Below are 20,312 nucleotides of genomic sequence, written 5' to 3' on the forward strand. Positions count from 1 at the left end.
ATTGCAGCCGTGGCCGGGCTGCTGTTGACCCTCGTCCCTGCGGTGACCGACGAGCCGACCGCGTCAGCGCAACCGTGTGTATCCGGCGAGGAACCAGATCCGCTGACCGGGACGTGTGTGCCCCACCTCGTTCCCAGAACACCGCAAGGCACCATCCCCGGGAACCCCGACGTACCAGCGGTGTTGGGACGGCCGTGCACTACACCCGCGGAATGCGCCCGCCTGGGGCGGGATCCGGGAACTCTGCCCCCCCAACCGATCCCGCATTCCAAGACCGGCCACGACGGTAATGCAGATAGTCACCCCTAGTCACAGGGCGGCGGGCGCCCTTTTCGGAAACGATTCCTGGCCGACCGGCCAGACTCGGACGAGTCAAACATGTAGAAAACACGAACATTGCGGCGTGTTCCCCGCAGGCGGTGCTCGCGCGCCGGAGTGAGAGAGCATCTGCCACCCTGCGATGATCATCGCGGCGGTGTCTCGCCACAGCAGGGCCCCAACATGAGGTCTTACGTGGTGCGACCCCTGAGGAGTTACCTGACTGTCGGCACGAGCGTGGCCGGGATACCGGCGGCACCGAAGATGCCGGCCAGTTGCCACTGCACCTGACGGCCAAGCAACTTTCTAGGGCGCCGACGAGCCGAAGCAACACCAAAGGACGAACGGGGAGACCGCGATGACCTCCGTGATGTCCAGACCGAACTCGAGCAAGCTGTTCTTATGGCGAGCGACTTGGTCATGCGAATCACGCAAGCCCACCGCCGGACACGACCGATGGACGCGTCGCAAATTGCAGTCGGTGTGGTCTGCGGCTAATGCCCGTGGTCGTTGGACGGCTCTTTTCGATTGCTGGTCGCCGGTTCTGGCACCTTCAATGTCGTCGTTGTGGACGCGCCAGGCGCAGGGCGGCGGACCGAATAGCTGATGCCGGTGGGCTCGGCGCCGGTTCGAACCGTTGCCCCCACCGAAGACGTGGCCAATTCGATAACCGAGACTGTGTCGCTGTAGCTGTTGGTCACCCATGCCCGTGTGCCCGTGTCATCGATAACGACACCGTGGGGTCCGGAACCGGTGTCTACTCTGCTGCGGACAGTCATTGAACGGGTGTCGATCACCGACGCGGTGTTTCCTGGTCGATCGCGTGTGCCCTGGTCTGCGGACACAACTGTTTCTCCATCGGGAGTCAGAAAGACCTGGACTGGCGAGGTCGGCGTGGGTGCGGTACCAACCACCGTCCGAGTAGCCAGATCCACCTTCGCCACCGACGACGGTTCACTGATACCTGTGTAGGCATAACGGCCATCGGCGGTGACGGCTACCTGAGCAGGACCCCTGCCCACCGGGGCCGAGCCCAACAGCGTGTCAGTGGCGGGATCGATCACATCGAGCGCACCGGCCATGGTGTTGGCCACAACGATGACCGAGCCGTCACCGGCGGGTCGCAGACCGTGCGGCATCCCGCCAAGCGTGATGCGGCCGGTCGGCTGCAGGCCAGGAGACCGGTACACCGACACCGTGCCATCAGCTGCATTGGTCACGTAGACCTTGCCGTTTGCTTCGATGACGTGCGCAGGCTCTGCACCGGTTGGGGCGGTTGCCGCGACCGCAAACGTCGCTGCGTCGATCGCCACCAATAGATTTTCGCTGCCGCTGACCGCGTACACGGTGTCCCCGCCAGCGCCCACTTGAACGTTGTGCGGCTCCTCGATCCCGTCGAGCGTGGCGATCACAGCGTTCGTCGACGCATCGATGACCGTCATGCTGTCGCCGTCTTCATTTGCTACCCATACCGAGCCGGTTACGCTGCCAGCCGGCTCGGGCGATGGGCCTTCCTGTCTCGCGGGTCCATCCGCTTCGCCTGAGCAACTCGCCAACGCCATTGCCAGCACAGCAATTACGGCTATTGGATGTAGCAGAACTCCCCATTTACTCATAGACCGAAATTCGCTTCAGGCGATGCGGCACATAGCGAGTCCACCGGAAGACAGCCGGTCTCGCCGAAGGCAATAGACTTCCCCAGCGCCAGACGAAAGCCGTTCATGGTGCTTCCCTATGCTTCCTGAGCACGCTGAGGCGCCGACGGTACTCGTCGTCATCCAATTCACCCTGCGCGTAGCGTTCGGCGAGCACATCTTCGGCCCGGCCGAAGGGTGAGTAACTAGGCGGCGAAGAAGTGCTGTTACGAGTCAGATAGCGCATGGCCAGCACCACGACCGTGAGGATCGCCGCCAACACCAATACCATCGCGAAAACCATTAACGCCCAGCCGCCCCAGCCCCAGCCGTCATGCCACATCCACCCGTCATCGCCATGCATTCCGATGTCACCTCTCCTACTGTCTTATGACCTAGTGCCTTCGCCTGATGATCTGCAGTCTGCAATTCGTAGGCTCGGTGTCGTGTCCTCGGCCAGCACAATGCTTCTCGCGACCTCGATGGCCTTCGCATCAGCGCCGGTTGGCATGTAAGAACGACTGAGGCGCCACCCGAGCTAGGGAGAACGGACCAGCGCCCCAGCCGCCCCAGCACATACTAAACTAAATAGTAGATAGCGAAAGCACGATCTGAGACAGGTAGCGAAAGTTCGCGTATGGCCGTGTCGTTCATGCCAAGACTGCCACGCCTGCAGCCACCGAAGCGGCTTTCGAAGGGCGCGCTGGAAGCGCAGGGAGCGTCACACATCCCCGGCGCGATTCGAGCGGTTGCAACCTCCCTGAATCGCCATGAGGAGCCGTGGCAGAGAGCTGCCCGCTGGCGCAACCCGCGTCAGCACCTGGGCCGGTTCGGCTGAGCGTAGTGGCGTCGAGGCACCGTGGGGGTCCCGCTGCTGCGCCTGGACGTCCTCAGGTCATCCGCACGGCGGTGTATCCGGCCTCGTCTACGGCCGCCATGACGGCCGCATCGGCGATGTGCTCCTCACTGGTGACAACCAGTTTGCCGGTGGCAGCGCTCACCTCGACATGCTTGACGCCGGCCAGGGATCTGACTTCCTCGCGCACCGACACCTCGCAGTGCCCGCATGTCATGCCGGAAACGCGGTATTCGACTGTGGCCATTGGTGCATTCCTCCTTCTCATGGGGGACCATCGGCCGGCTCACCCGGTGTATTGTGGTCGCCGCTTGTGCCGTCGGGAGGTTTCGCAGCGATCAGCCCAGCGATGCGAGCAGCTGTTCGCACGCCTGCCCGCAACGCCGACACACCGCGGCGCAGATTCGGCAGTGTTCGTGATGCTCGGCATGCTTAGCGCATTCATCGCCGCAGGACTGACACGCCGTGGCGCAGGCCTGCAACACCGAACGGGTCAGATTGGCATCGTAGCCGGTGTGGCGCGAAAGCACCCGACTCGTCGTCTCACACAGATCGGCACAATCGAGGTTGGTGCGAATGCAGGTGGTCAGTTTTTGGACCGATTGTTCACTGAGACAGGCATCGGCGCATGCGGTACATGCCTGTGCGCATTCGATACAGGTTTCGATGCACGTCGTCAATGCCGCACGGTCGATGCCGCCGAGATCCTGCGGGTAGGTTTCCAGCATTTCAGCTGCGGTGCTCATTTGCCTCACTCCATCACTGTTGTCAGGTGTTGTGCCGCGAAGTTCCAGCAAGACGCGGCTATCCGGGTGATTGCGGCCAGCCGAACCGCACAGCCACAACCCATGGACAAAAGGCGCATACCCCACACATCTACGGTCAAACCCCGTAGGACAAGGTCGCTCTGCCGTCAAGTACCCGACGGATCGCATCCGCCTGCGTCGAACGCCGGCGGCTTGGATACCAGGAGGCGATACGCCAGTTACCTTGCACCGCAGGCATTCCAGGGGTCAGATTGGTTCCGTAGGCATCCGGCTCGCAGCAGCGGGTCGGCATGGAAGGATACGGCACCAGTCGTATCGCAGCAGAGCGCGACCAACGAAAGATCCAGTTATTGGTGCCAGAGCCGTAGGATGAGAAGCGTCAGCGTGATCCCACCACTACCCCTCTCGCTACACCTGGTTGCGGCAAACGAAGTCGGCACATTGTGACCGATGGAGAAGTCATGCCCAGACAACCGAAATCGTTTTCGCCTATCCGAACGGCCAAGCGACTCGTGACTGACCCGGCTTTCAGAGCGGTGGCCCACTGCGCGATGGTATGCGCGATCCGTGCGGCGCACCCCGGCCGCCGGCGCGCCAAGCACGGATTGGCGGCCACGCCGGGTTGATCGCGACGGTGGGCAAGTGTCGGGCGCACCTTCTCGATGGTCTTTCATCGTCGAGCCGCTCGCAAATCAGTTACTCCTATGCCCCCGATGCGGTGTGGTGTGTCCGGTGGCTCGAACACGACGAGGCCGGCGGCGGTTCAGGCATGCAGCGATGATTTCCACATGGGCCTGGCTGACGGTCTCTCGTGACGCGGGTGTAGGGGTGCTCAGGCGCGCGCTAGGTGTGCGGGATTGAGGTCGAGGCGGCGCAACAGTTGCGCGTTGAGCGCGACAACGATCGTCGAGATCGACATGAGCACGGCGGCGGCCGCCGGCGGCATCAGCACTCCGGCGAAGGCCAGCACACCGGCGGCCAAGGGTACGGCGATGATGTTGTATCCGGTTGCCCACACCAGGTTCTGCCACATCTTGCGGTAACTGGCGTGGGAAAGTTCGATGATCGACAGCACCGCGCGCGGGTCGTTGGTCGCCAGCACCACCCCGGCGGATTCGATCGCGACATCGGTGCCGGCACCGATCGCGACGCCTACCTCGGCCCGGGCCAGTGCGGGTGCGTCGTTGACGCCGTCGCCGACCATCGCGACCCGCTGGCCGCGACTCTGTAATTCGGCGACTTTCGCGTCCTTATGCTCGGGCAGGACCTCGGCGAAGACTTCGTCGATTCCCAGATCGGTGGCGACGGCGTCGGCGACCTGTCGAGCGTCGCCGGTGATTAAGGCTACTTTGATATCTCGGGCGTGCAGGGCGTCGATCGCCTGACGGGACTCCTCTCGAACCGCATCCTCGAGCGCCACCGCGCCGAGCACCTGGCCATCTCGGGCGATATGAAGTACTGACGCGCCCCGCTGCACCCATTCGTCGGTCACCGCGCTGACATCGTCGGGTACGGGCAGGCCCAGGTCCGCCAGCATCGCAGGGCCGCCGACCGACACGTCGGCACCCTGGACGCGGGCCTGCACCCCGCGCCCGGGCAGTGACTTGAAGTCCGTGGCAGTGAGGCGCTCGGCGGAAGGCAGGGCGTCCGCTGCAGAAACAATCGCGCGCGCCACGGGATGTTCGCTGTCTGACTCGACTGCTGCGGCCAAGGCCACTAGCTGGTGTTCGCCGACGCCGCTCGTAACGGCGACGCCGGTCACCTGATGCCGCCCCTGAGTCAAAGTTCCGGTCTTATCGAAGAGGACGACATCGACCGTGCGCATGCGCTCGAGGGCAAGCCGATCCTTGATGAGCACCCCTGCCCTGGCGGCGCGCTCGGTGGAGATCGCGATGACGAGAGGGATCGCCAATCCGAGGGCGTGCGGGCAGGCTATGACGAGCACGGTGACGGTCCGCACTACGGCGTCGTCGAGGTTGCCGAGCAGCGCCCACCCGATGAAGGTGAGGATGCCTGCGCCCGCGGCGAAATAGAACAGAAACGCTGCGGCTTTGTCGGCGAGTGCCTGGGCCTTCGAGGACGAAGCCTGCGCGTCGGCCACCATGCGCTGGATGCCGGCCAGAGCGGTGTCTTCTCCGATCGCGGTAATCCGAACGCGCAATGCGCTATCGGTGGCAACGGTGCCGGCCACCACCGTGTCACCCACCTGTCTGGCTACGGGCTTGGACTCGCCGGTGATCATCGATTCATCCACCTCGGCGCGGCCGTCGGTTACAGTGCCGTCGGCAGGCACTCGGGCGCCGGCCCGCACCAATACCAGATCGCCGAATGCCAACTCCGAGAGAGCAACTTCCTGAATTCCGACGTCGGTGACCTTCTCGGCTTTGTCGGGCAGCATCGCGGCCAGCGCGTCGAGTGCCCCGGACGCCGAACCCAGGGCGCGCATCTCGAGCCAATGACCCAGCAACATGATGACGATCAGCAGCGCCAGTTCCCACCAGAAATCCAAGTTGAAGCCGCCGATATCGAGGGTGGTAACCCACGAAGCGATGAACGCGACGGTGATCGCCATACCGATCAGCAGCATCATCCCCGGACGACGGGACTTCAGCTCGGCCCACCCACCGGTGAGAAAAGGCATACCGCCGTAGACGAAGATGAGCGTGCCCAGAATCGGTGGTATCCATTGGACACCTGGAATCGCGGGCAGCGTGTAGCCGAACAGTTCGGCGACCATATGGCTGAACAGCACCACCGGTACCGACAAAACCAAGCTGAGCCAGAACCTGCGGCGGAACATCTCCCCATGCGACCCGTGCCCGGCATGGCGGTCATGGCCCGAGCCCGGGGCGTCGTGGCCGATGTAAGCCAAGTGTTCCCCGTGTCCGGCCTGCGGGTCGTGCTCGCTCGGGCTAGGGCTGTGCATGTGAGAGGTGTAGTGTCCGAGCGGTTCCGGGGGCGTCTCAGCGTGCTGGCGCTCAGGACGAGACATCACAACTCCTGACATCTGTGGGCCACCCGTCTGGCCAGTGGCGCTGTCGCAGCCGACCCGCGGTTGCGCATCAGGGCGGGCGAAACGGCTACCGTGATTTCCTACTGACCGCCATAGTAGGACAACATCGGGTTCCGTAGAGTTCCACACGTGTCTGCGTCCGAGTTCGCGATCACGTGGGCCGAACTACGCTTGCGCGACATTCTCGGAGCTAACCGCACATCAGCGTGCCCGACGCCATCAACGCAAGAATGAGCAACGGTCCGCCGGCCATCAGCGTCGATGCACTGGTCAACGCTGCCCGGGCGCGTATCCGTGTCGGCGGTGTGGCAGGAACCGCCAGACGTTCGGCCCGGCTGAGCACCGCCACATCGGCCGCCCCCAGTGACCCTGCCGGTGCCGCTCCGGCCAGTGACATCAATCCGGCCAGCAGCGTGCGGTGACCGAATCGACGGGCCGCCGCGTCGTCGGCACACATCTCCAGTATCCGCGACACCTCGGTGGCGCCCTGTGTCATCAGCGAGAGTTTCGGGAAAACCACCGCGAGACTGCGTAGGGCGGCTATCACTTGATGATGGCGCCCCGCCAGGTGAGCGTGCTCGTGTGCGAGCACGGCGCCCAGTTGATCGTCGTCGAGGGCCGCCAGCGCACCGGTCGTCACCACGATGACCGGTGGGCGACCCGATACGCAGTAGGCGGCACGCTCGGAAGCTTCGATGACGAACACGTCCTGGCCAACCGGCCGACCCACCAACCGCACCCCGTCAGCGTGCTCGAGCGCCCCTGCCCGTAGGCGAGCAAGAGCGCGCGCAATTCGGGCACCGGCCAGCGACGCCGCGATGACACCGGCGACTGCAGCGGCCAGCAACAGTACTTGAGGGATGCGACCGGCATATCCAGATAGCACGTCGCACAACACGGCAAGACACGACGCCACCACACCGTTGCGGTGTTCGCCGCCGGTGAGAAGGTCCCCGACGATGAGCACCGCGGCCATCAACCAGCTGATCAGCACACTGCCGATGGCAGTCAGCCATGTCGCCACACCAAAGCGGGGAGCATGGCCTTCACGGGTGAGCCGACGCAAAATCGGCGGGCCGACCACACACACCACGAAGCTGTAGAGCAGCAGGCACGCTGCGATGCTCACCGTTTACCTGACCGCTTCTTCGGCAGCCGCCGCAACGCCGTGCGCAGCCGCTCGGACTCCCGCGGACCGATCTGCTCGATGAAGTGACTCAGCACCAGCTCCGAGCGCCCGCCACCCTTGAGGGCATCACGCATTAATCGTGCGGTGTGCTGCTCGCGCGATAGCGTCGCCCAGTAGTGGTAGGCCCTACCGTCGCGTTCGCGGGCCAGCCAGCCTTTGGTGTGCAGATTGTCCATGGTGGACATTACCGTGGTGTAGGCGATTTGCCGTTCGGCGGCCAGTTGCTCGAAAATCTCCCGAACCGTCACCGACGCCTCAGGACCGTAGTCCCACACGCGTTCCATGATGACCGCTTCCAACTCGCCGAAACCGCGCACCCGCACCGTTGAACCTCCACTGTTCGACGAGGAGCTTACCGGCCGCCATGGCATGCGCGCGACTCAACAAACGCTGAAGCGGGACGCACAGAATGCGCAGCGGTGCCCACTGTCGCCGAAACGGCACGAACCTCACGCTGGATCGGCGCGAGCCGCTACGCCTGAACGGTGACGGGATCTCCTACTCGCACCATGTCGAAATACCACTCGGCGTTTTCCGGGCTGAGGTTGATGCAGCCGTGGCTGACATTGGCCGATCCCTGCGCGTCGACTGACCAGGGGGCCGAATGCACGTAAACACCTCCCCACGTCACACGCACGCCGAATTCGCCGTCGATAAGGTAGCCCTCCGGGTCGTCAAGCGGAATACCGATGGTGCGTGAGTCGAACACGACGTTGCGCTGCTTCTCCAACACCGTGAAGTCACCGACAGGTGTTTCGAAACCGGGCTTGCCCAGTGACGCCGGCATTTCACGGACCACCTCGCCGTCGACTTGGACGGTGAATGTGTGCGCATCGATGTCGGCGATACTGACCACCGCAGCACCGGTGCTGAACTCGGTCTTCAACCCGCCAGCGCGCACTCCGATCTCATCGTGGGCCGGCCAATAGCCGGTCGGCTTCCACTCCAACGTCACGTCGTCGAGCCATGTGAAGTCACCGGTCACCGACTGCGAACTGGTGATTGCAACAGTACGTTCGGCGGCCTCCTTATTGACGACCGGCGCAATGAACTTCACCACCACAGGATGGGCAACCCCCACCACCTCACCGGGGCCCGGTTGAACACGAATTACCCCGAAAGCCCCGGCAGCCACAGCTGCGGAGACCGGGGTGCCCGCCGACGGCGTCAGGAAAGCAGTCACCACGGCTGCCGTGGCCAGGAGCCAGCGCAACTAACCTTCACCACCTTCCTTTTCACCGCGGCGTACACCACAACGGTAGCTACGTACTTACTACGGATAGCAGCTTCCAATCGTCCTACGCCAAACGTCCCCGACCAGACGGTTGAACCCCGCGCTCGATCATCATTCATTCCTTGCGTTGGTCTCAGGGATCACCGCCAAGACATCCTTGCGGCACCGGTCGATCGGCCGTCAGCCACTGGGCCGCATCGTGGCCTCTCCTAGCAGGTGACGTCGACGTAGATGGTCTTGTACACCACCCGCTGCACGGTGCGGTCGCGCACGTTTCTGCGCATCTCGGTGACGTCGCGTCCTGGTCGAATCGAGCTCACGGCGCACTTCGCGAGGGGCGCGGATCCGGTCTTGCTCACGATGACCGTATATCCACTGCCCTCAAGGCTTTTCACCGTATCCTGCGCAGAGCCAGGACCCGTTGGGGCAGCAGATGCCGGCACAGCGAGCAACACGGCCGCGGTGGTGATACCGGCGACTATCGTCGCCGTCTTTGCCAATGTAGCCATGTCCACTCCTAATCGCCGCTGGACCAGCTATTCATCGCCCCGGGCGTAGTACGTAGTAGGTCAGTAGCTACTAGTCAACGTTACCTCAAACACTGCCAGCGATAATGCGCCTGCGGGCACGGTTGGATAACGATGAGAACGCTTTTGAAACAGTTACTTTCGATTTTTCGAGAAGATCGGATGGCCGCTATTCGGAAGTTCGCGCAAGCGCCGGTACCGTGCCGCCCCGGGCGGTCACTGCGCAGGACGCTGGTTAGGGCTAGGGCACTCGACCTGGATCCATGTCTGCTTTGACCGCCACTGGCTGCAGTCGCCCGCTGCGATTAAGGCAGAACAGCGCCGATGCCGTCAGTCCGCCAATGAGGCTCAGCGCTGCCCAGATCAGCTCCGGTGCGCCGGCATCGCGCGCGGCTTGCATCAGCGCACCGGTACCCAAGTTGCCGGCGAGTATGCCGACACCGATGATGGTGTTATAGAAACCGTAATGTGTTGCCACCAACCGGTTCTGGGCGAGTGATACCACGGTGTCCATTTCGAAGGGAAATACCGCTGCTGATCCGACTGCGAGCAGTGCAGCGGCAGACAGCAAGGCGATTGCGGAGGCCGCCAGGCCGAACCGGCCACTATCAGGGACGACGGCTAGCGGCACGAAGGCGATGGCCAAGATGAGTGTTCCTATTATCAGTGAGCGTCCCGCGCCCCATCGTGCACCGAACACGCGAGTGATGCGCAGTTGTCCGCCCACGGCGATCACTCCGGAAACCACGAACACCGCGGCGACCAAGAGCGTTTCGGCGTCGGGCGCCAGAATCGCTGCGTGCAGTGGCAGCGCGAGATATACCTGGAAGGACAACACGTAGGAGCCGATCATGGCCGCTGCGAACAGCAGAAAAGACCGATTGGCCACCACGGCGCGCCAGTCATCGAGCACCGACACCTTCTCGGTTCGGGGTGTGGCGCTGTGCTGGGGAAGGGCGAAGAGTTGGGCAACGGTCAGCAGCGCGAACACTGTCGCCGCCGCTGCCGCGGTGACCCGGAAATCGAGCGCCATCAGCGCCAGTCCCGCCAAGGGCCCGGCCAGAATGCCCGCCTGGTAGAAGATGTTGAACACTGCGAACGCTTCGACGCGCCGATCACCGGAATCGGCTGCCAGGTAAGCGCGTACCGCCGGGTTGAACAACGCTCCGGCGAAGCCCGTCGCCGCCGAGGCGATTAACACCATCGGCAGTGACTCGGCCACGACCAGCAACCCGAACCCAGCGGTACGCAGTAGGCATCCCGCCACGATGAGCGGTTTGTAGCCCAACCGGTCAGCGAGTGTGCCTCCGACGATGAACATGCCCTGCTGTGAGAAATTACGCACGCCCAGCACGAGACCGACCGCCCATGCCGCGAGCCCCAACGGGCCGGCCAGATATCCCGCCAAGTAGGGCATCAGCATGTAGAAGCCCAGGTTGATGCCGAACTGGTTGATCATCAGCAGCCGGCTCGGCCAACCAAAACTCCTGAACTGTGCGGCCACTGCCCTCACGGCACCACCGCCACGGGGTCAACCACCCGCGCGCACCGCGTCCACGACTGCACGACGCACTCTGCCGGCTCCGCGACGACCGCGGGCTCTGCACCTGGAGGGCCCGCCAGGATTCCGTGCGCTCGGCAGTAGTCGTCGTTGTAGACGGTGTCGAAGTAGCGTTGCGGGCCGTCGGGAAACACCGCGGCGATCCTTGTGCCCTGCGGGTAGGTGCGCGCCGCCCAACCGGCGACCAGGGCGACCGCCCCGACACTCCAGCCGCCGCTGGCGTAGTGGGTGGCTGCCAAGGCTCGGCATGCCCACACCGCCTCCGCGGGCGCCACCCAGTGCACCTCGTTGAATGCGCGGTAGTCCACATTGCGGGGGTAGATGCTCGAGCCCAGGCCGCGCATCAACCGCGTGCTTGCCGGCTGGCCAAATATCGTCGAACCGACGGTGTCGACGCCGATCAGCCGCAAGTCGGGATTGACCTCGCGCAGCACCCGCGCCACGCCGGCCGAATGCCCGCCGGTGCCCACGGAGCACACCAAGACGTCTATGGACCCCAGCTGATTCTGCAACTCCAGCGCCAAGCTCCGATACGCGTCGACATTGTCGGGATTGTTGTACTGATCCGGATACCAGGCGGTCGGGTCACCGGCCAGAATCTCGGCCACCCGATCGCGGCGCGCCTGCTGCCAACCGCCCTGCGGGTGTGGTTCGGTCACCAGATCCACCTGCCCACCGTATGCCGAAAGCATTCGTTGAACAATCGGTTCCATACCGGGATCGGTGACCAGCGTCACCGGATGCCCGTATACAGTACCTGCCAGCGTTAGGCCCAAGCCGAGTGTGCCGCTGGTGGATTCAACGATCCGTCCACCTGGCTGCAGATCGCCACGGGCTAGGGCACACTCCACCATGTGCATGGCCGGGCGGTCCTTCATTCCGCCGGGGTTGAAGCCCTCGAGTTTGGCCCAAAAGCCCCGCTCTTCAGAGCTGAACGGAGCACCGATCCACAGCACTGGAGTGCGGCCGACCAGCGTGGCGGGCCGGCGGTGATACCGGCCGACGGCGCGGCGACGTGAGGCGGACAGGTCGGGCGTGTGTACGGATAGGACATGGTTCATGGGGTTTCCACGCTTCTGCGTCGGTGCCGCAGCGCTGAAGAGGCACGGCTATGGATGGTGGGCAGCAGTCATCGACCCGAGTCCGCTGCAGCGCGGACAGGTCATGCGCCGCCCACTCAGCAGCGTGTGATACCGAACCGGGTGAGCCGATCACGACCCCAGAGCACAGCCCGGGCCGCCTGCGGCGGGCCACGCATGGATGGGCCGAGCGCGGCGCCCCACCAGCCCAGCGCCAAAGCCACGGCGGTGACCAATCCAAGCGCAAGGGGCAGGGTCGTGACTCGGGGCAGCACAGCCGCGGCAATACCGTGGTGCAGGTCGATGATGGACCCGTCCAGACAGTGTGGGTGCTCGACGACTTCAGCGAACTGAGACCCGAGTGCCGATACCACAGCATGGGGTCCGTGCGGCGCCGGAGGATCCACACAGGTGGCTGCCCACCCGGTGACAGCGACCAGCATCCACGAGATCACTGCCAGCCCGATCAGTCGGCGCAGCGGTGTCGTGGTTCGCGAGGCCTCGTGTTTCACAATGTTGCCCACAGTAACAGCGCGCACGTACGCCACGGCCCAGGCGCGAAGTTGATTCCGTGTTGTTACCGGGTCGCGATTCTTCAATCTGCCCAGACAAGACACCGCCTCACGCACGGCCATCAGAGTTTGCAAACTGCTTGCCCGCCACCGGATCTCTTCATCCGGCGACACCCACCCGGCCACTTCTTGAGGGATCCTGCCTGCATATACGTACTATTTGCTTACGTACATAGTTTGGCCGCATCGGACACCAAACCCAAGGTGTGGGTAAACAAGTTATCGACGCCGGGAATGTTACGGATATCACTGAGTCGGTCCGTCCAACGCCGACGCGTGGCCCTCAGGTCCTGTAGTTCAGGCTGGTCATCATGCCGGCCTCCTGGTGATAGGTGTTATGGCAGTGCAGCATCCATATCCCCGGATTATCGGCATCGAAGACCACCGTGAGGTTCTGCATCGGAAGCACATTGACGGTGTCCTTGCGGGGGCCTGGCCGCCGCCGGTCGGCTGGCACTACTTCGAAGGTATGGCCGTGCAGGTGCATCGGGTGCCACATCATGGACATGTTCTTGAACGTCACCGCGACGCGCTGGCCCTGCTGCACGTTCAGCGACTCGGTAGCGGCGAACGGCCGACCATTGATCGTCCAATCGTAGCCGGCCATTGATCCTGCGAGGTCGGCGGGCAGTGCCACGTCGGCGCTGCGGCTCGGCAGCGTGACGCTGGACGCCGCGCTCAGCTGCTCCACCGTGCCGACGCGCCCAGACAACTCCGGTGGCCGGAAATCCGGCGCAGCAGGCGCACCGGCTCCGGTGACCAGCAGCGCTCGCGCCACGGCGTTCTTACCTTCAGCGGCGGCGACGAGCGGAAAGGCCCCGTCACCGGCGGTGACCGCCACGTCATAACGCTCCCCCATCCCGACCAACACAGCGTCAAACTCCGTCGGAACCACCGGAAAGCCGTCGGTATGTGTGACCATCATCGAGTGGCCGGCCAGCGCCACCCGAAACGCGGTATCCGAGCCGGCGTTGATGAGCCGGATACGAACGCGTTGGCCGGGTTTTGCGCGAAACGTGCTCGGAGCTTGCGGGATTCGGCCGTTCATCAGGTAGTACGGGTAGGTGATATCTCCGGCATCGCCGCCGAGCAGTTCGCTGCCGCCCGTGCCGCCCACCCCGGGCACCGCCGTCGCTGATCCGTGCATGTCGCCCATGTCTCCCATCCCCGGCATATCGTGCGCAGGCGGGCCCATGGCGCGAAGCCCCTCATAGAGCTGTTGAGGGCTCGAACCGACGCCGTCGGTCCAGTCGTCCAGCATCACCACCCATTCGGCGTCATAATCGCCGGGCTCCATCGGGTCGTCGACGATCACCGGAAGGTACAGGCCGGTGTCGGCCTGTAGGCCGGTATGGGGATGCGCCCAATAGGTTCCCGGGTGCGGAACCGAGAATCGGTAGATGAAGTCGCGTCCGGCATCGATGTTGGGCGTCGCTGGAGCGGCACCGTCCATATCGTTTCGCAGCGCGATGCCATGCCAGTGAACCGACGTCGGCTCGCTCAATCGGTTACGAACGGTGACCGCCAACTCATCGCTAACGCTGGCCCGCAGCACAGGCCCCGGCACGGTGTCGTTGTAGGACAGCGTCTCGGCAACCACCCCGCCGATGTCCGCGCGGGTGCGTTGGGCGGTCATTGTTGCGCTGACCGTGCGTCCGCTGTGCGGGCGACGCGACTCCGCGACCGCCACCGGATCCGGTTGCGTCATCCTGTCGGTTGAGCGCGTGCAACCGGCCAACACCATCCCGGCTGCGGCGGCGGCCCCCAGAAACCGCCGTCTGCTCAAACCGCCGTCCGACGCCACGAACTCACTCATCACACGCTGGCTTCCCGGCGCCCTGGTTCAAAACCCACCTGGCGCCCACCGCCGCGCACCAGTACCACATCATGCCGGATCCGGTTTCCTTCCCGCCTTCACGGTGCGCTCGGATACCCACCGAATCGATGAAGGGGATATGAAGATTCGTTAAAGACGCCATCGGTTCAAGACGCAACTGAATGATGAATTTAGAGCGCTGCTGCCGCGGATGCCACGATGCCTATGCTGTTCGATTCGGGCCATGTGGCAAGCGATTGGCGTAAACGAAAGATGTCGTCGTGGCGCACCATCCGGTTATCCGCGAGCGTGCAGGCCACTGTGAACAACCCACCGGCATCCGGAATGTCGCGAACACTCGTAGCAGCGTTGGTAGGGCGCCGGCGACCACCGAGTCGAACGCCTCATCCGAGCACCGTCCGCAACCGCTTACCCGCACCAGGCCGCTGACACGGGCTGCCCAACCGTTGATGGCGCCCGCTGCGCGCCAAGCAGGTATTGGACTCCGCGGCAACAGCGCTCGACGTCCACAATCTGATTGGGCCCTCACCGCCTGATGGGGCCCTCGCCGCCGATTCGGATCTTCAACGAATCTTCGCAAGAACTCAATCGATTCGTGCATATCGCGATGCACGGTTGAAGTTGGTAGATGGCTGCAACGCTAGCCAACGATCATCGACAGGATGCGCCCATCATGGTCAAGATCATCGTCAAGGCAGGTGCAGCCGCCGCTGCCGTTGCGGCAAGTGCTCTGTTCTCTTTGCCGGGAATTGCGTCGGCCGCGGCCCACCTGGAGGGTCAAACCTACGCCGAGGTGACGGGGGTCATCGCGCAGGAGGGCGGCACGGCAATCATCGCGACCCGGGTCGGCGACAGGCTTCCCCTGAGCAAGTGCATCGTCACTGGCGTTTCGAAATCGACATTCGTGAGACCTCCGGTCGTCCAGGCTGTCCCCGGCCGTGACGGGCGGTACGGACGTCAAGGAGTCCGCTACCGAGTGGTCTCCAACGAATACCGGCTTAGCCTGAACTGTAATGCCCCCGCTGCGACAGCCAACACCCCGGGCAACTCGGCGGCAAGCCCTGAAGGCCGGGAAGCCAAGAGAGAGCAGCAAGCTCAGGAATGAAGGCGTACTGCGGAAGGTCGGCAGTGGTGCAGGCAGGCAGAAAACGAGCACCCCTGAATGGTTTCCCCTTGTCGGCTGTGAGGTGGATAACTAATACCCGGACCGCATGCGCGGCAACATCACTATCCTTGGGTAACGGCGTTAGCCTGCGGCATCACCAGACGAGGGCTGACACTCACGTCGAACTGGTTCAAAGTCCTTGGCGCGAAGCCGGGCCGGAACCAACGACCAAGACGTTGGCCGGTCGGAAGTATCAATCCGCGGAGGACACTGGGGCAAGCTGTGCCCCGCGGACGCACACTGGCCGACGGAGCAATCTCCCTGAGGGGGGCCAGCCGCCGAGCCACCCAGAGAAAGGCGCAGCCTACTTCCTTTTCCATTGGCACGCTAGACTTTTCGGTCCTTCCGTCCTAGGTGTACGACTCGTGGTGAGTCCGGGCTCGAAACTTCGACTAACCGATTATGCGGTGGCCCGGCGCCAGGACCGGTTTGGACATTAGGGCTGCGTGGCGCAAGAGGGGGAACGCGAATCTGTGCATGGCCGGACGAAGTGCACTGGTGAACTTTGGAAGTCGGCTCCTGCTGGGAAGTCAAAGCCGGCGCCTCGTTGATCGCTGCCGTATTGACTACCGCGCCGATGAGCGCAAGGAACTCCGGTACGACCTCGCCTCAACTATCTGTTTTCGGTCGGCGCAACGGCGGCCGGCCACGAATCGTCGCCGGCTCCAGCAGAATCGATAGTAGCCCAGCCTCGCTGACGAATGAGGTCCGAAAAGTCACCAACGCCATGGCTTGGTCAGTACTGTCGACGACTCTGCTAACCGGCCTAATTCGGCAGGAGGCACCGACGTGCCCGGGCGGGTGCGGCGTGAAGATCGCGCGTCTTATGCGTTTTCGGGTCTTGATCCGGACGGTCGGTCAGTCCGATTTCGCCATCGTCTCAACGGTGAAACGTCAACCGCTTGGACACCGCCGTGAGGGCCGCCCGCTCATTCTGCTAGTCATCACGGCGCTGCAGCACCTGACACACCGTGCTGGCCCCGTCTCCAGGTCCAACTTTCTCCACACACCTTCTCGAAAATGCGCATCAAGCGGGGGGACGCATGACAGCGCGTGCTGAGCCATAAGCGTCAATGATGCCCCGACACACCACGCGTCCGACTCGCGACCGAGACTGCCGCAATCTCCCACCGTGGCGATTAGCCCACTGTCTGCATCGGATCGATCACCGTAGGGCAGCGGGTCCATGATGTGACGACCTCCTGGGCGGGATCGTTGATCACGTTGGGCTGCTGCGGCGGCTGCGTTAGCAGCAAGTCATGGCGACGGCAGTAGTCGTCGTTGTAGACAGTGTCGAAATAGCGCTGTGGCCCATCGGGAAAGACTGCGGCGATCGTCGTCTCACGTGAGAAGGTGCGTGCCGCCCAACCTGCAACCAGCGCTACCGCGCCTACACTCCAACCGCCCGTTGCGTAATGGGTGCCCGCCAAGGTACGGCAGGCCCACACCGCCTCCGCCGGCGCCACCCAGTGCACCTCATCGAATGCGGCGTAGTCGACGTTGCGTGGATAAATACTCGAGCCCAGCCCGCGCATCAGTCGGTTCGCGGCGGGTTGACCGAAAATCGTTGACCCGATGGTGTCCACCCCGATCAAGTGCAATTGCGGATTGAACTGGCGCAGTACCCGCGCGACGCCAGCGGAATGGCCCCCGGTTCCGACCGAGCACACCAGCACGTCGACGGTCCCGAGCTGAGCTTGGAGCTCTAAGGCCAGCGGCCGGTATGCGTCGACGTTGTCGGGGTTGTTGTACTGGTCGGGATTCCACGCCTCGAGATCTTCGGCCAGCAGCTCCGCGACACGGTCTTTGCGCGCCTGCTGCCATCCGCCCGTCGGGTGCGCCTCGGTGACCATTTCGACATCGGCGCCATAGGCCCGCAACATCGACACGATGATGGGCTCCATACCCGGATCGGTGACCAAGGTCACCGGATGGTGGTACACGATGCCGGCCAACGCCAGCCCTAAGCCCAGTGTGCCACTTGTGGATTCGACGATGCGCGCAGCCGGGCGCAGGTCGCCGCGCGCTCGGGCGCACTCCACCATGTGCATTGCGGGGCGGTCTTTCAAACCACCGGGATTGACGCCTTCGAGCTTGGCCCAAAATCCGCGGTCCGCGCTGCTGAACGGCGAAGAAACCCGCAGCACCGGCGTGCGACCCACGAGGTTGTCCGGTCGCTCGTAGCGGCCCAACCCGCGGTACCGCGCCGAATGCAGTTCGGGCGCATGGATAGACAAGGCATGACTCATGTGATCGTCGCTTCTCCATCGATCGGGCACGAGCCTCGGGGCCCGTCGGCTCGGGTCTTATCGGCCGAGTCAATCGACATGTCGCGCGTCGCCACACCCATGCTGCGGGTATTCCGGTCGCTGGAAAAGGCACCAAACCACGCGACCGCCATGGCGACGACAGCGGTCCAGGATGCGGCCAGCGTGCCCGTAACCACCAGCCAATTCTCCCAACCCCAGTACGGCACCATGTATCGACCCGACCTCCTTTCGATCTCCAAGGTGCCCCCCACGTCCGCTGATTCAGTGGAGGTTTTGTGAAGATTTACTCAAGACCTGAATCGGGTGGCGCCAGTGTGCCGCTGTAAGCGCAGTGTCGGTGTAGTTCGTGCGTTTTCACGGGGCACTATGGACGCTATGGATGCCACGTCAGCTCAGGGAGGTCTAGGCGCGCCGGGCTACCGCGCATTGATCGTCGACGACGAGGCGGCGATCGCCGATGTGGTGGCCAGCTATCTTCAGCGTGACCGGTTTGAAACCCGCACCGCCGTTGACGGCTCGGAAGCGGTGGCTTTGGCGCGCGAGTTTGATCCCGACGTGGTGGTGCTCGACTTGGGGTTGCCCGGTGCCGACGGGTTGGAGGTGTGCCGGCAGCTGCGCACCTTCTCCGATGCCTACGTGGTGATGCTCACCGCCCGTGACACGGAAATGGACACCATCGTAGGGCTGACCGTCGGCGCCGACGACTACATCACCAAGCCGTTCAGTCCACGCGAGTTGGTGGCCCGTATCCGCGCTCTGCTGCGCCGGCCGCGCACGGTGATCGGTGGCGACCAGGCTGCGCCGCCACGGCGCTTCGGGAAGCTGCAAGTCGACATTGCCGCCCGAGAGGTACACCTCGATGATGAGCCGATCCGATTGACTCGCACCGAGTTCGACTTGCTGAGCGCGTTGTCTGCGCGACCAGGCGTGGTCTTGACCCGCCGCCAGCTACTCGAAACGGTGCGGGAGGGACCGTGGGTCGGTGACGAGCACGTCGTAGACGTCCACATCGGCCATTTAAGACGCAAGCTGGGCGACAACGCGAGCACCCCACGCTACGTGCTGACCGTGCGCGGCGTGGGATACCGGATGGGAGGGGGACAGTGAGCACGCCCGTGAACGCCCAACGAGCGCCGGCGCGCGCCTGGAGGCGCCCTGGGATCGGCATGCGACTACTGGTAGCCCAAACCATGGTGTTACTGGCCGGTGCGGTGACCACCTGGATAGTCGCCGCCATCGTAGGGCCACCATTGTTTCGTGACCACCTACGCCAGGCCGGCGTCGCGGCTCATTCGGCCGAGCAGCATCATGCCGAGGAGGCCTACCAGTACGCCATGGTCGCCGCGGTGGGCGGCGCATTGGCGGTCTCGGCACTGGCGGCCTTCGCGGTCAGCTGGTACATCAGCCGGCGGCTGCAGCGCTCCGTCACAGAAGTAGCCTCAGCGGCGACCGCGGTCGCCGACGGCCGCTACAACGTGCGGGTAGCTCCACCGCACCTCGGGCAGGACTTCGACGCGCTGGCGACTGCGTTCAACCAAATGGCTGGGCGCCTGCAGGCCGTGGACGCCACCCGCCGCCACCTCTTCGCTGACCTGGCCCACGAAATCCGCACCCCGGTCGCGGTGCTGGAAGCCTACATGGAAGCGGTCGAAGACGGTGTCGAGTCACTGACTCCGACCACCACTGCCATGCTGCGGGACCAGACCCGTCGACTGGTGCGTTTCGCCCAAGATGCCGCCGCTCTTGCACAAGCTGAAGAAAGCTCCGCATCAATGACCATGACTGACACCGACATCGGCGAGCTGGTCACGACCGCGGTCAGCGCCGCAGCCAAACGCTACCGAGCCAAACAGGTAACCCTGGCCACACACCTGCCACCCCGCTTTCCTGCAGTTTCAGGCGACCCGCAGCGACTCGCTCAGGTACTGGCCAACCTGCTTGACAACGCATTGCGGCACACACCCCCGCACGGCCACGTCGACGTCCGCGTCCACATAGACCGTCACCAGCTCGAAGTCAGCATCTCCGACACCGGCGAAGGCATTCCCGCCCAACACCTCCCGCACGTATTCGAGCGGTTCTACCGCGTGGAAGCAGAACGCACCCACGACAAGAGCGGGGCCGGCATCGGATTAGCAATCGCAAAAGCACTCGTCGAGGCACACGGCGGCTCCATCACAGCACGCAGCCAAGGCCCGGGCACCGGGGCCACGTGAATCGCCCTGGAAATGTTGGAGGCTCCTGACCTTGGAAACGAGGATGCAGGTATGCCGAAGGAACAGTCTGCCGG

16 protein-coding genes are annotated in these 20,312 nt (G+C 63.9%); 3 read left to right on the forward strand and 13 right to left on the reverse strand.

The window, feature by feature from the left end:
- Nucleotides 1-812: 812 nt before the first annotated feature.
- From AU072_RS26265 to AU072_RS26325, 12 genes are all read right to left on the reverse strand, one after another.
- Nucleotides 813-1,760, reverse strand: a complete 948-nt coding sequence (locus tag AU072_RS26265; RefSeq protein WP_235629789.1) for a YncE family protein — start codon at nt 1,758-1,760, stop codon at nt 813-815.
- 277 nt (nt 1,761-2,037) lie between these two features.
- On the reverse strand, nt 2,038-2,316 hold the full coding sequence (locus tag AU072_RS26270) for an SHOCT domain-containing protein (protein ID WP_064416461.1): 279 nt from the start codon (nt 2,314-2,316) through the stop codon (nt 2,038-2,040).
- 526 nt (nt 2,317-2,842) lie between these two features.
- The gene (locus AU072_RS26275) at nt 2,843-3,055 is read right to left on the reverse strand and encodes a heavy-metal-associated domain-containing protein (RefSeq protein ID WP_064416462.1); all 213 of its coding nucleotides are present in this window, start codon (nt 3,053-3,055) and stop codon (nt 2,843-2,845) included.
- A gap of 91 nt (nt 3,056-3,146) precedes the next feature.
- Nucleotides 3,147-3,554: a four-helix bundle copper-binding protein gene (locus AU072_RS26280; protein WP_064416463.1), complete on the reverse strand. Its 408-nt coding sequence runs from the start codon at nt 3,552-3,554 to the stop codon at nt 3,147-3,149.
- An 853-nt stretch (nt 3,555-4,407) separates the two neighbouring features.
- Nucleotides 4,408-6,567, reverse strand: a complete 2,160-nt coding sequence (locus tag AU072_RS26285) for a copper-translocating P-type ATPase (protein WP_407937628.1) — start codon at nt 6,565-6,567, stop codon at nt 4,408-4,410.
- Between the two features lie 211 nt (nt 6,568-6,778).
- The gene (locus AU072_RS26290; protein WP_064416465.1) at nt 6,779-7,717 is read right to left on the reverse strand and encodes a M56 family metallopeptidase; all 939 of its coding nucleotides are present in this window, start codon (nt 7,715-7,717) and stop codon (nt 6,779-6,781) included.
- Complete coding sequence (locus AU072_RS26295; RefSeq protein WP_064416466.1) at nt 7,714-8,100, reverse strand: BlaI/MecI/CopY family transcriptional regulator; 387 nt, start codon at nt 8,098-8,100, stop codon at nt 7,714-7,716. The genes AU072_RS26290 and AU072_RS26295 overlap by 4 nt, the downstream gene beginning before the upstream one ends.
- 149 nt (nt 8,101-8,249) lie before the next feature.
- Nucleotides 8,250-8,990, reverse strand: coding sequence for a L,D-transpeptidase (locus AU072_RS26300; RefSeq protein ID WP_082680654.1), 741 nt, complete (start codon nt 8,988-8,990; stop codon nt 8,250-8,252).
- A gap of 789 nt (nt 8,991-9,779) precedes the next feature.
- Entirely contained in the window at nt 9,780-10,997 is a 1,218-nt protein-coding gene (locus tag AU072_RS26310) for an MFS transporter (protein ID WP_064416496.1), read from the reverse strand.
- A 50-nt stretch (nt 10,998-11,047) separates the two neighbouring features.
- Entirely contained in the window at nt 11,048-12,160 is a 1,113-nt protein-coding gene (locus tag AU072_RS26315) for a PLP-dependent cysteine synthase family protein (protein ID WP_064416468.1), read from the reverse strand.
- A 116-nt stretch (nt 12,161-12,276) separates the two neighbouring features.
- Nucleotides 12,277-12,864 (reverse strand): putative copper homeostasis (lipo)protein LpqS, encoded by a 588-nt coding sequence (lpqS, locus tag AU072_RS26320; protein ID WP_133147318.1) that lies wholly within the window; start codon nt 12,862-12,864, stop codon nt 12,277-12,279.
- Nucleotides 12,865-13,033: 169 nt separating this feature from the next.
- On the reverse strand, nt 13,034-14,566 hold the full coding sequence (locus AU072_RS26325; RefSeq protein WP_064416470.1) for a multicopper oxidase family protein: 1,533 nt from the start codon (nt 14,564-14,566) through the stop codon (nt 13,034-13,036).
- 649 nt (nt 14,567-15,215) lie between these two features.
- Here AU072_RS26325 and AU072_RS26330 point away from each other — a divergent pair.
- The gene (locus tag AU072_RS26330; RefSeq protein ID WP_133147319.1) at nt 15,216-15,692 is read left to right on the forward strand and encodes a hypothetical protein; all 477 of its coding nucleotides are present in this window, start codon (nt 15,216-15,218) and stop codon (nt 15,690-15,692) included.
- Between the two features lie 1,199 nt (nt 15,693-16,891).
- Here AU072_RS26330 and AU072_RS26335 read toward each other — a convergent pair.
- Nucleotides 16,892-18,001: a PLP-dependent cysteine synthase family protein gene (locus tag AU072_RS26335; protein WP_064416472.1), complete on the reverse strand. Its 1,110-nt coding sequence runs from the start codon at nt 17,999-18,001 to the stop codon at nt 16,892-16,894.
- A gap of 387 nt (nt 18,002-18,388) precedes the next feature.
- Here AU072_RS26335 and AU072_RS26345 point away from each other — a divergent pair, with 387 nt between their 5' ends.
- Both AU072_RS26345 and AU072_RS26350 read left to right on the forward strand, forming a co-directional pair.
- Entirely contained in the window at nt 18,389-19,129 is a 741-nt protein-coding gene (locus AU072_RS26345; protein WP_064416474.1) for a response regulator transcription factor, read from the forward strand.
- 59 nt (nt 19,130-19,188) lie between these two features.
- Entirely contained in the window at nt 19,189-20,238 is a 1,050-nt protein-coding gene (locus AU072_RS26350; RefSeq protein ID WP_082680653.1) for a sensor histidine kinase, read from the forward strand.
- The last annotated feature ends 74 nt before the right edge of the window (nt 20,239-20,312 follow it).

This window comes from Mycolicibacterium novocastrense (assembly GCF_001499835.1).
GTDB lineage: Bacteria > Actinomycetota > Actinomycetes > Mycobacteriales > Mycobacteriaceae > Mycobacterium > Mycobacterium novocastrense.

Excerpts from the sequence above, each read along its gene's own strand:
- AU072_RS26265 (WP_235629789.1), bottom strand. The coding sequence starts at position 1,760 with ATGACGGTCATCGATGCGTCGACGAACGCTGTGATCGCCACGCTCGAC.
- AU072_RS26270 (WP_064416461.1), bottom strand. The coding sequence starts at position 2,316 with ATGCATGGCGATGACGGGTGGATGTGGCATGACGGCTGGGGCTGGGGC.
- AU072_RS26275 (WP_064416462.1), bottom strand. The coding sequence starts at position 3,055 with ATGGCCACAGTCGAATACCGCGTTTCCGGCATGACATGCGGGCACTGC.
- AU072_RS26280 (WP_064416463.1), bottom strand. The coding sequence starts at position 3,554 with ATGAGCACCGCAGCTGAAATGCTGGAAACCTACCCGCAGGATCTCGGC.
- AU072_RS26285 (WP_407937628.1), bottom strand. The coding sequence starts at position 6,567 with ATGTCTCGTCCTGAGCGCCAGCACGCTGAGACGCCCCCGGAACCGCTC.
- AU072_RS26310 (WP_064416496.1), bottom strand. The coding sequence starts at position 10,997 with ATGATCAACCAGTTCGGCATCAACCTGGGCTTCTACATGCTGATGCCC.
- AU072_RS26315 (WP_064416468.1), bottom strand. The coding sequence starts at position 12,160 with ATGAACCATGTCCTATCCGTACACACGCCCGACCTGTCCGCCTCACGT.
- AU072_RS26325 (WP_064416470.1), bottom strand. The coding sequence starts at position 14,566 with ATGAGTGAGTTCGTGGCGTCGGACGGCGGTTTGAGCAGACGGCGGTTT.
- AU072_RS26330 (WP_133147319.1), top strand. The coding sequence starts at position 15,216 with ATGGCTGCAACGCTAGCCAACGATCATCGACAGGATGCGCCCATCATG.
- AU072_RS26335 (WP_064416472.1), bottom strand. The coding sequence starts at position 18,001 with ATGAGTCATGCCTTGTCTATCCATGCGCCCGAACTGCATTCGGCGCGG.
- AU072_RS26345 (WP_064416474.1), top strand. The coding sequence starts at position 18,389 with ATGGACGCTATGGATGCCACGTCAGCTCAGGGAGGTCTAGGCGCGCCG.
- AU072_RS26350 (WP_082680653.1), top strand. The coding sequence starts at position 19,189 with ATGCGACTACTGGTAGCCCAAACCATGGTGTTACTGGCCGGTGCGGTG.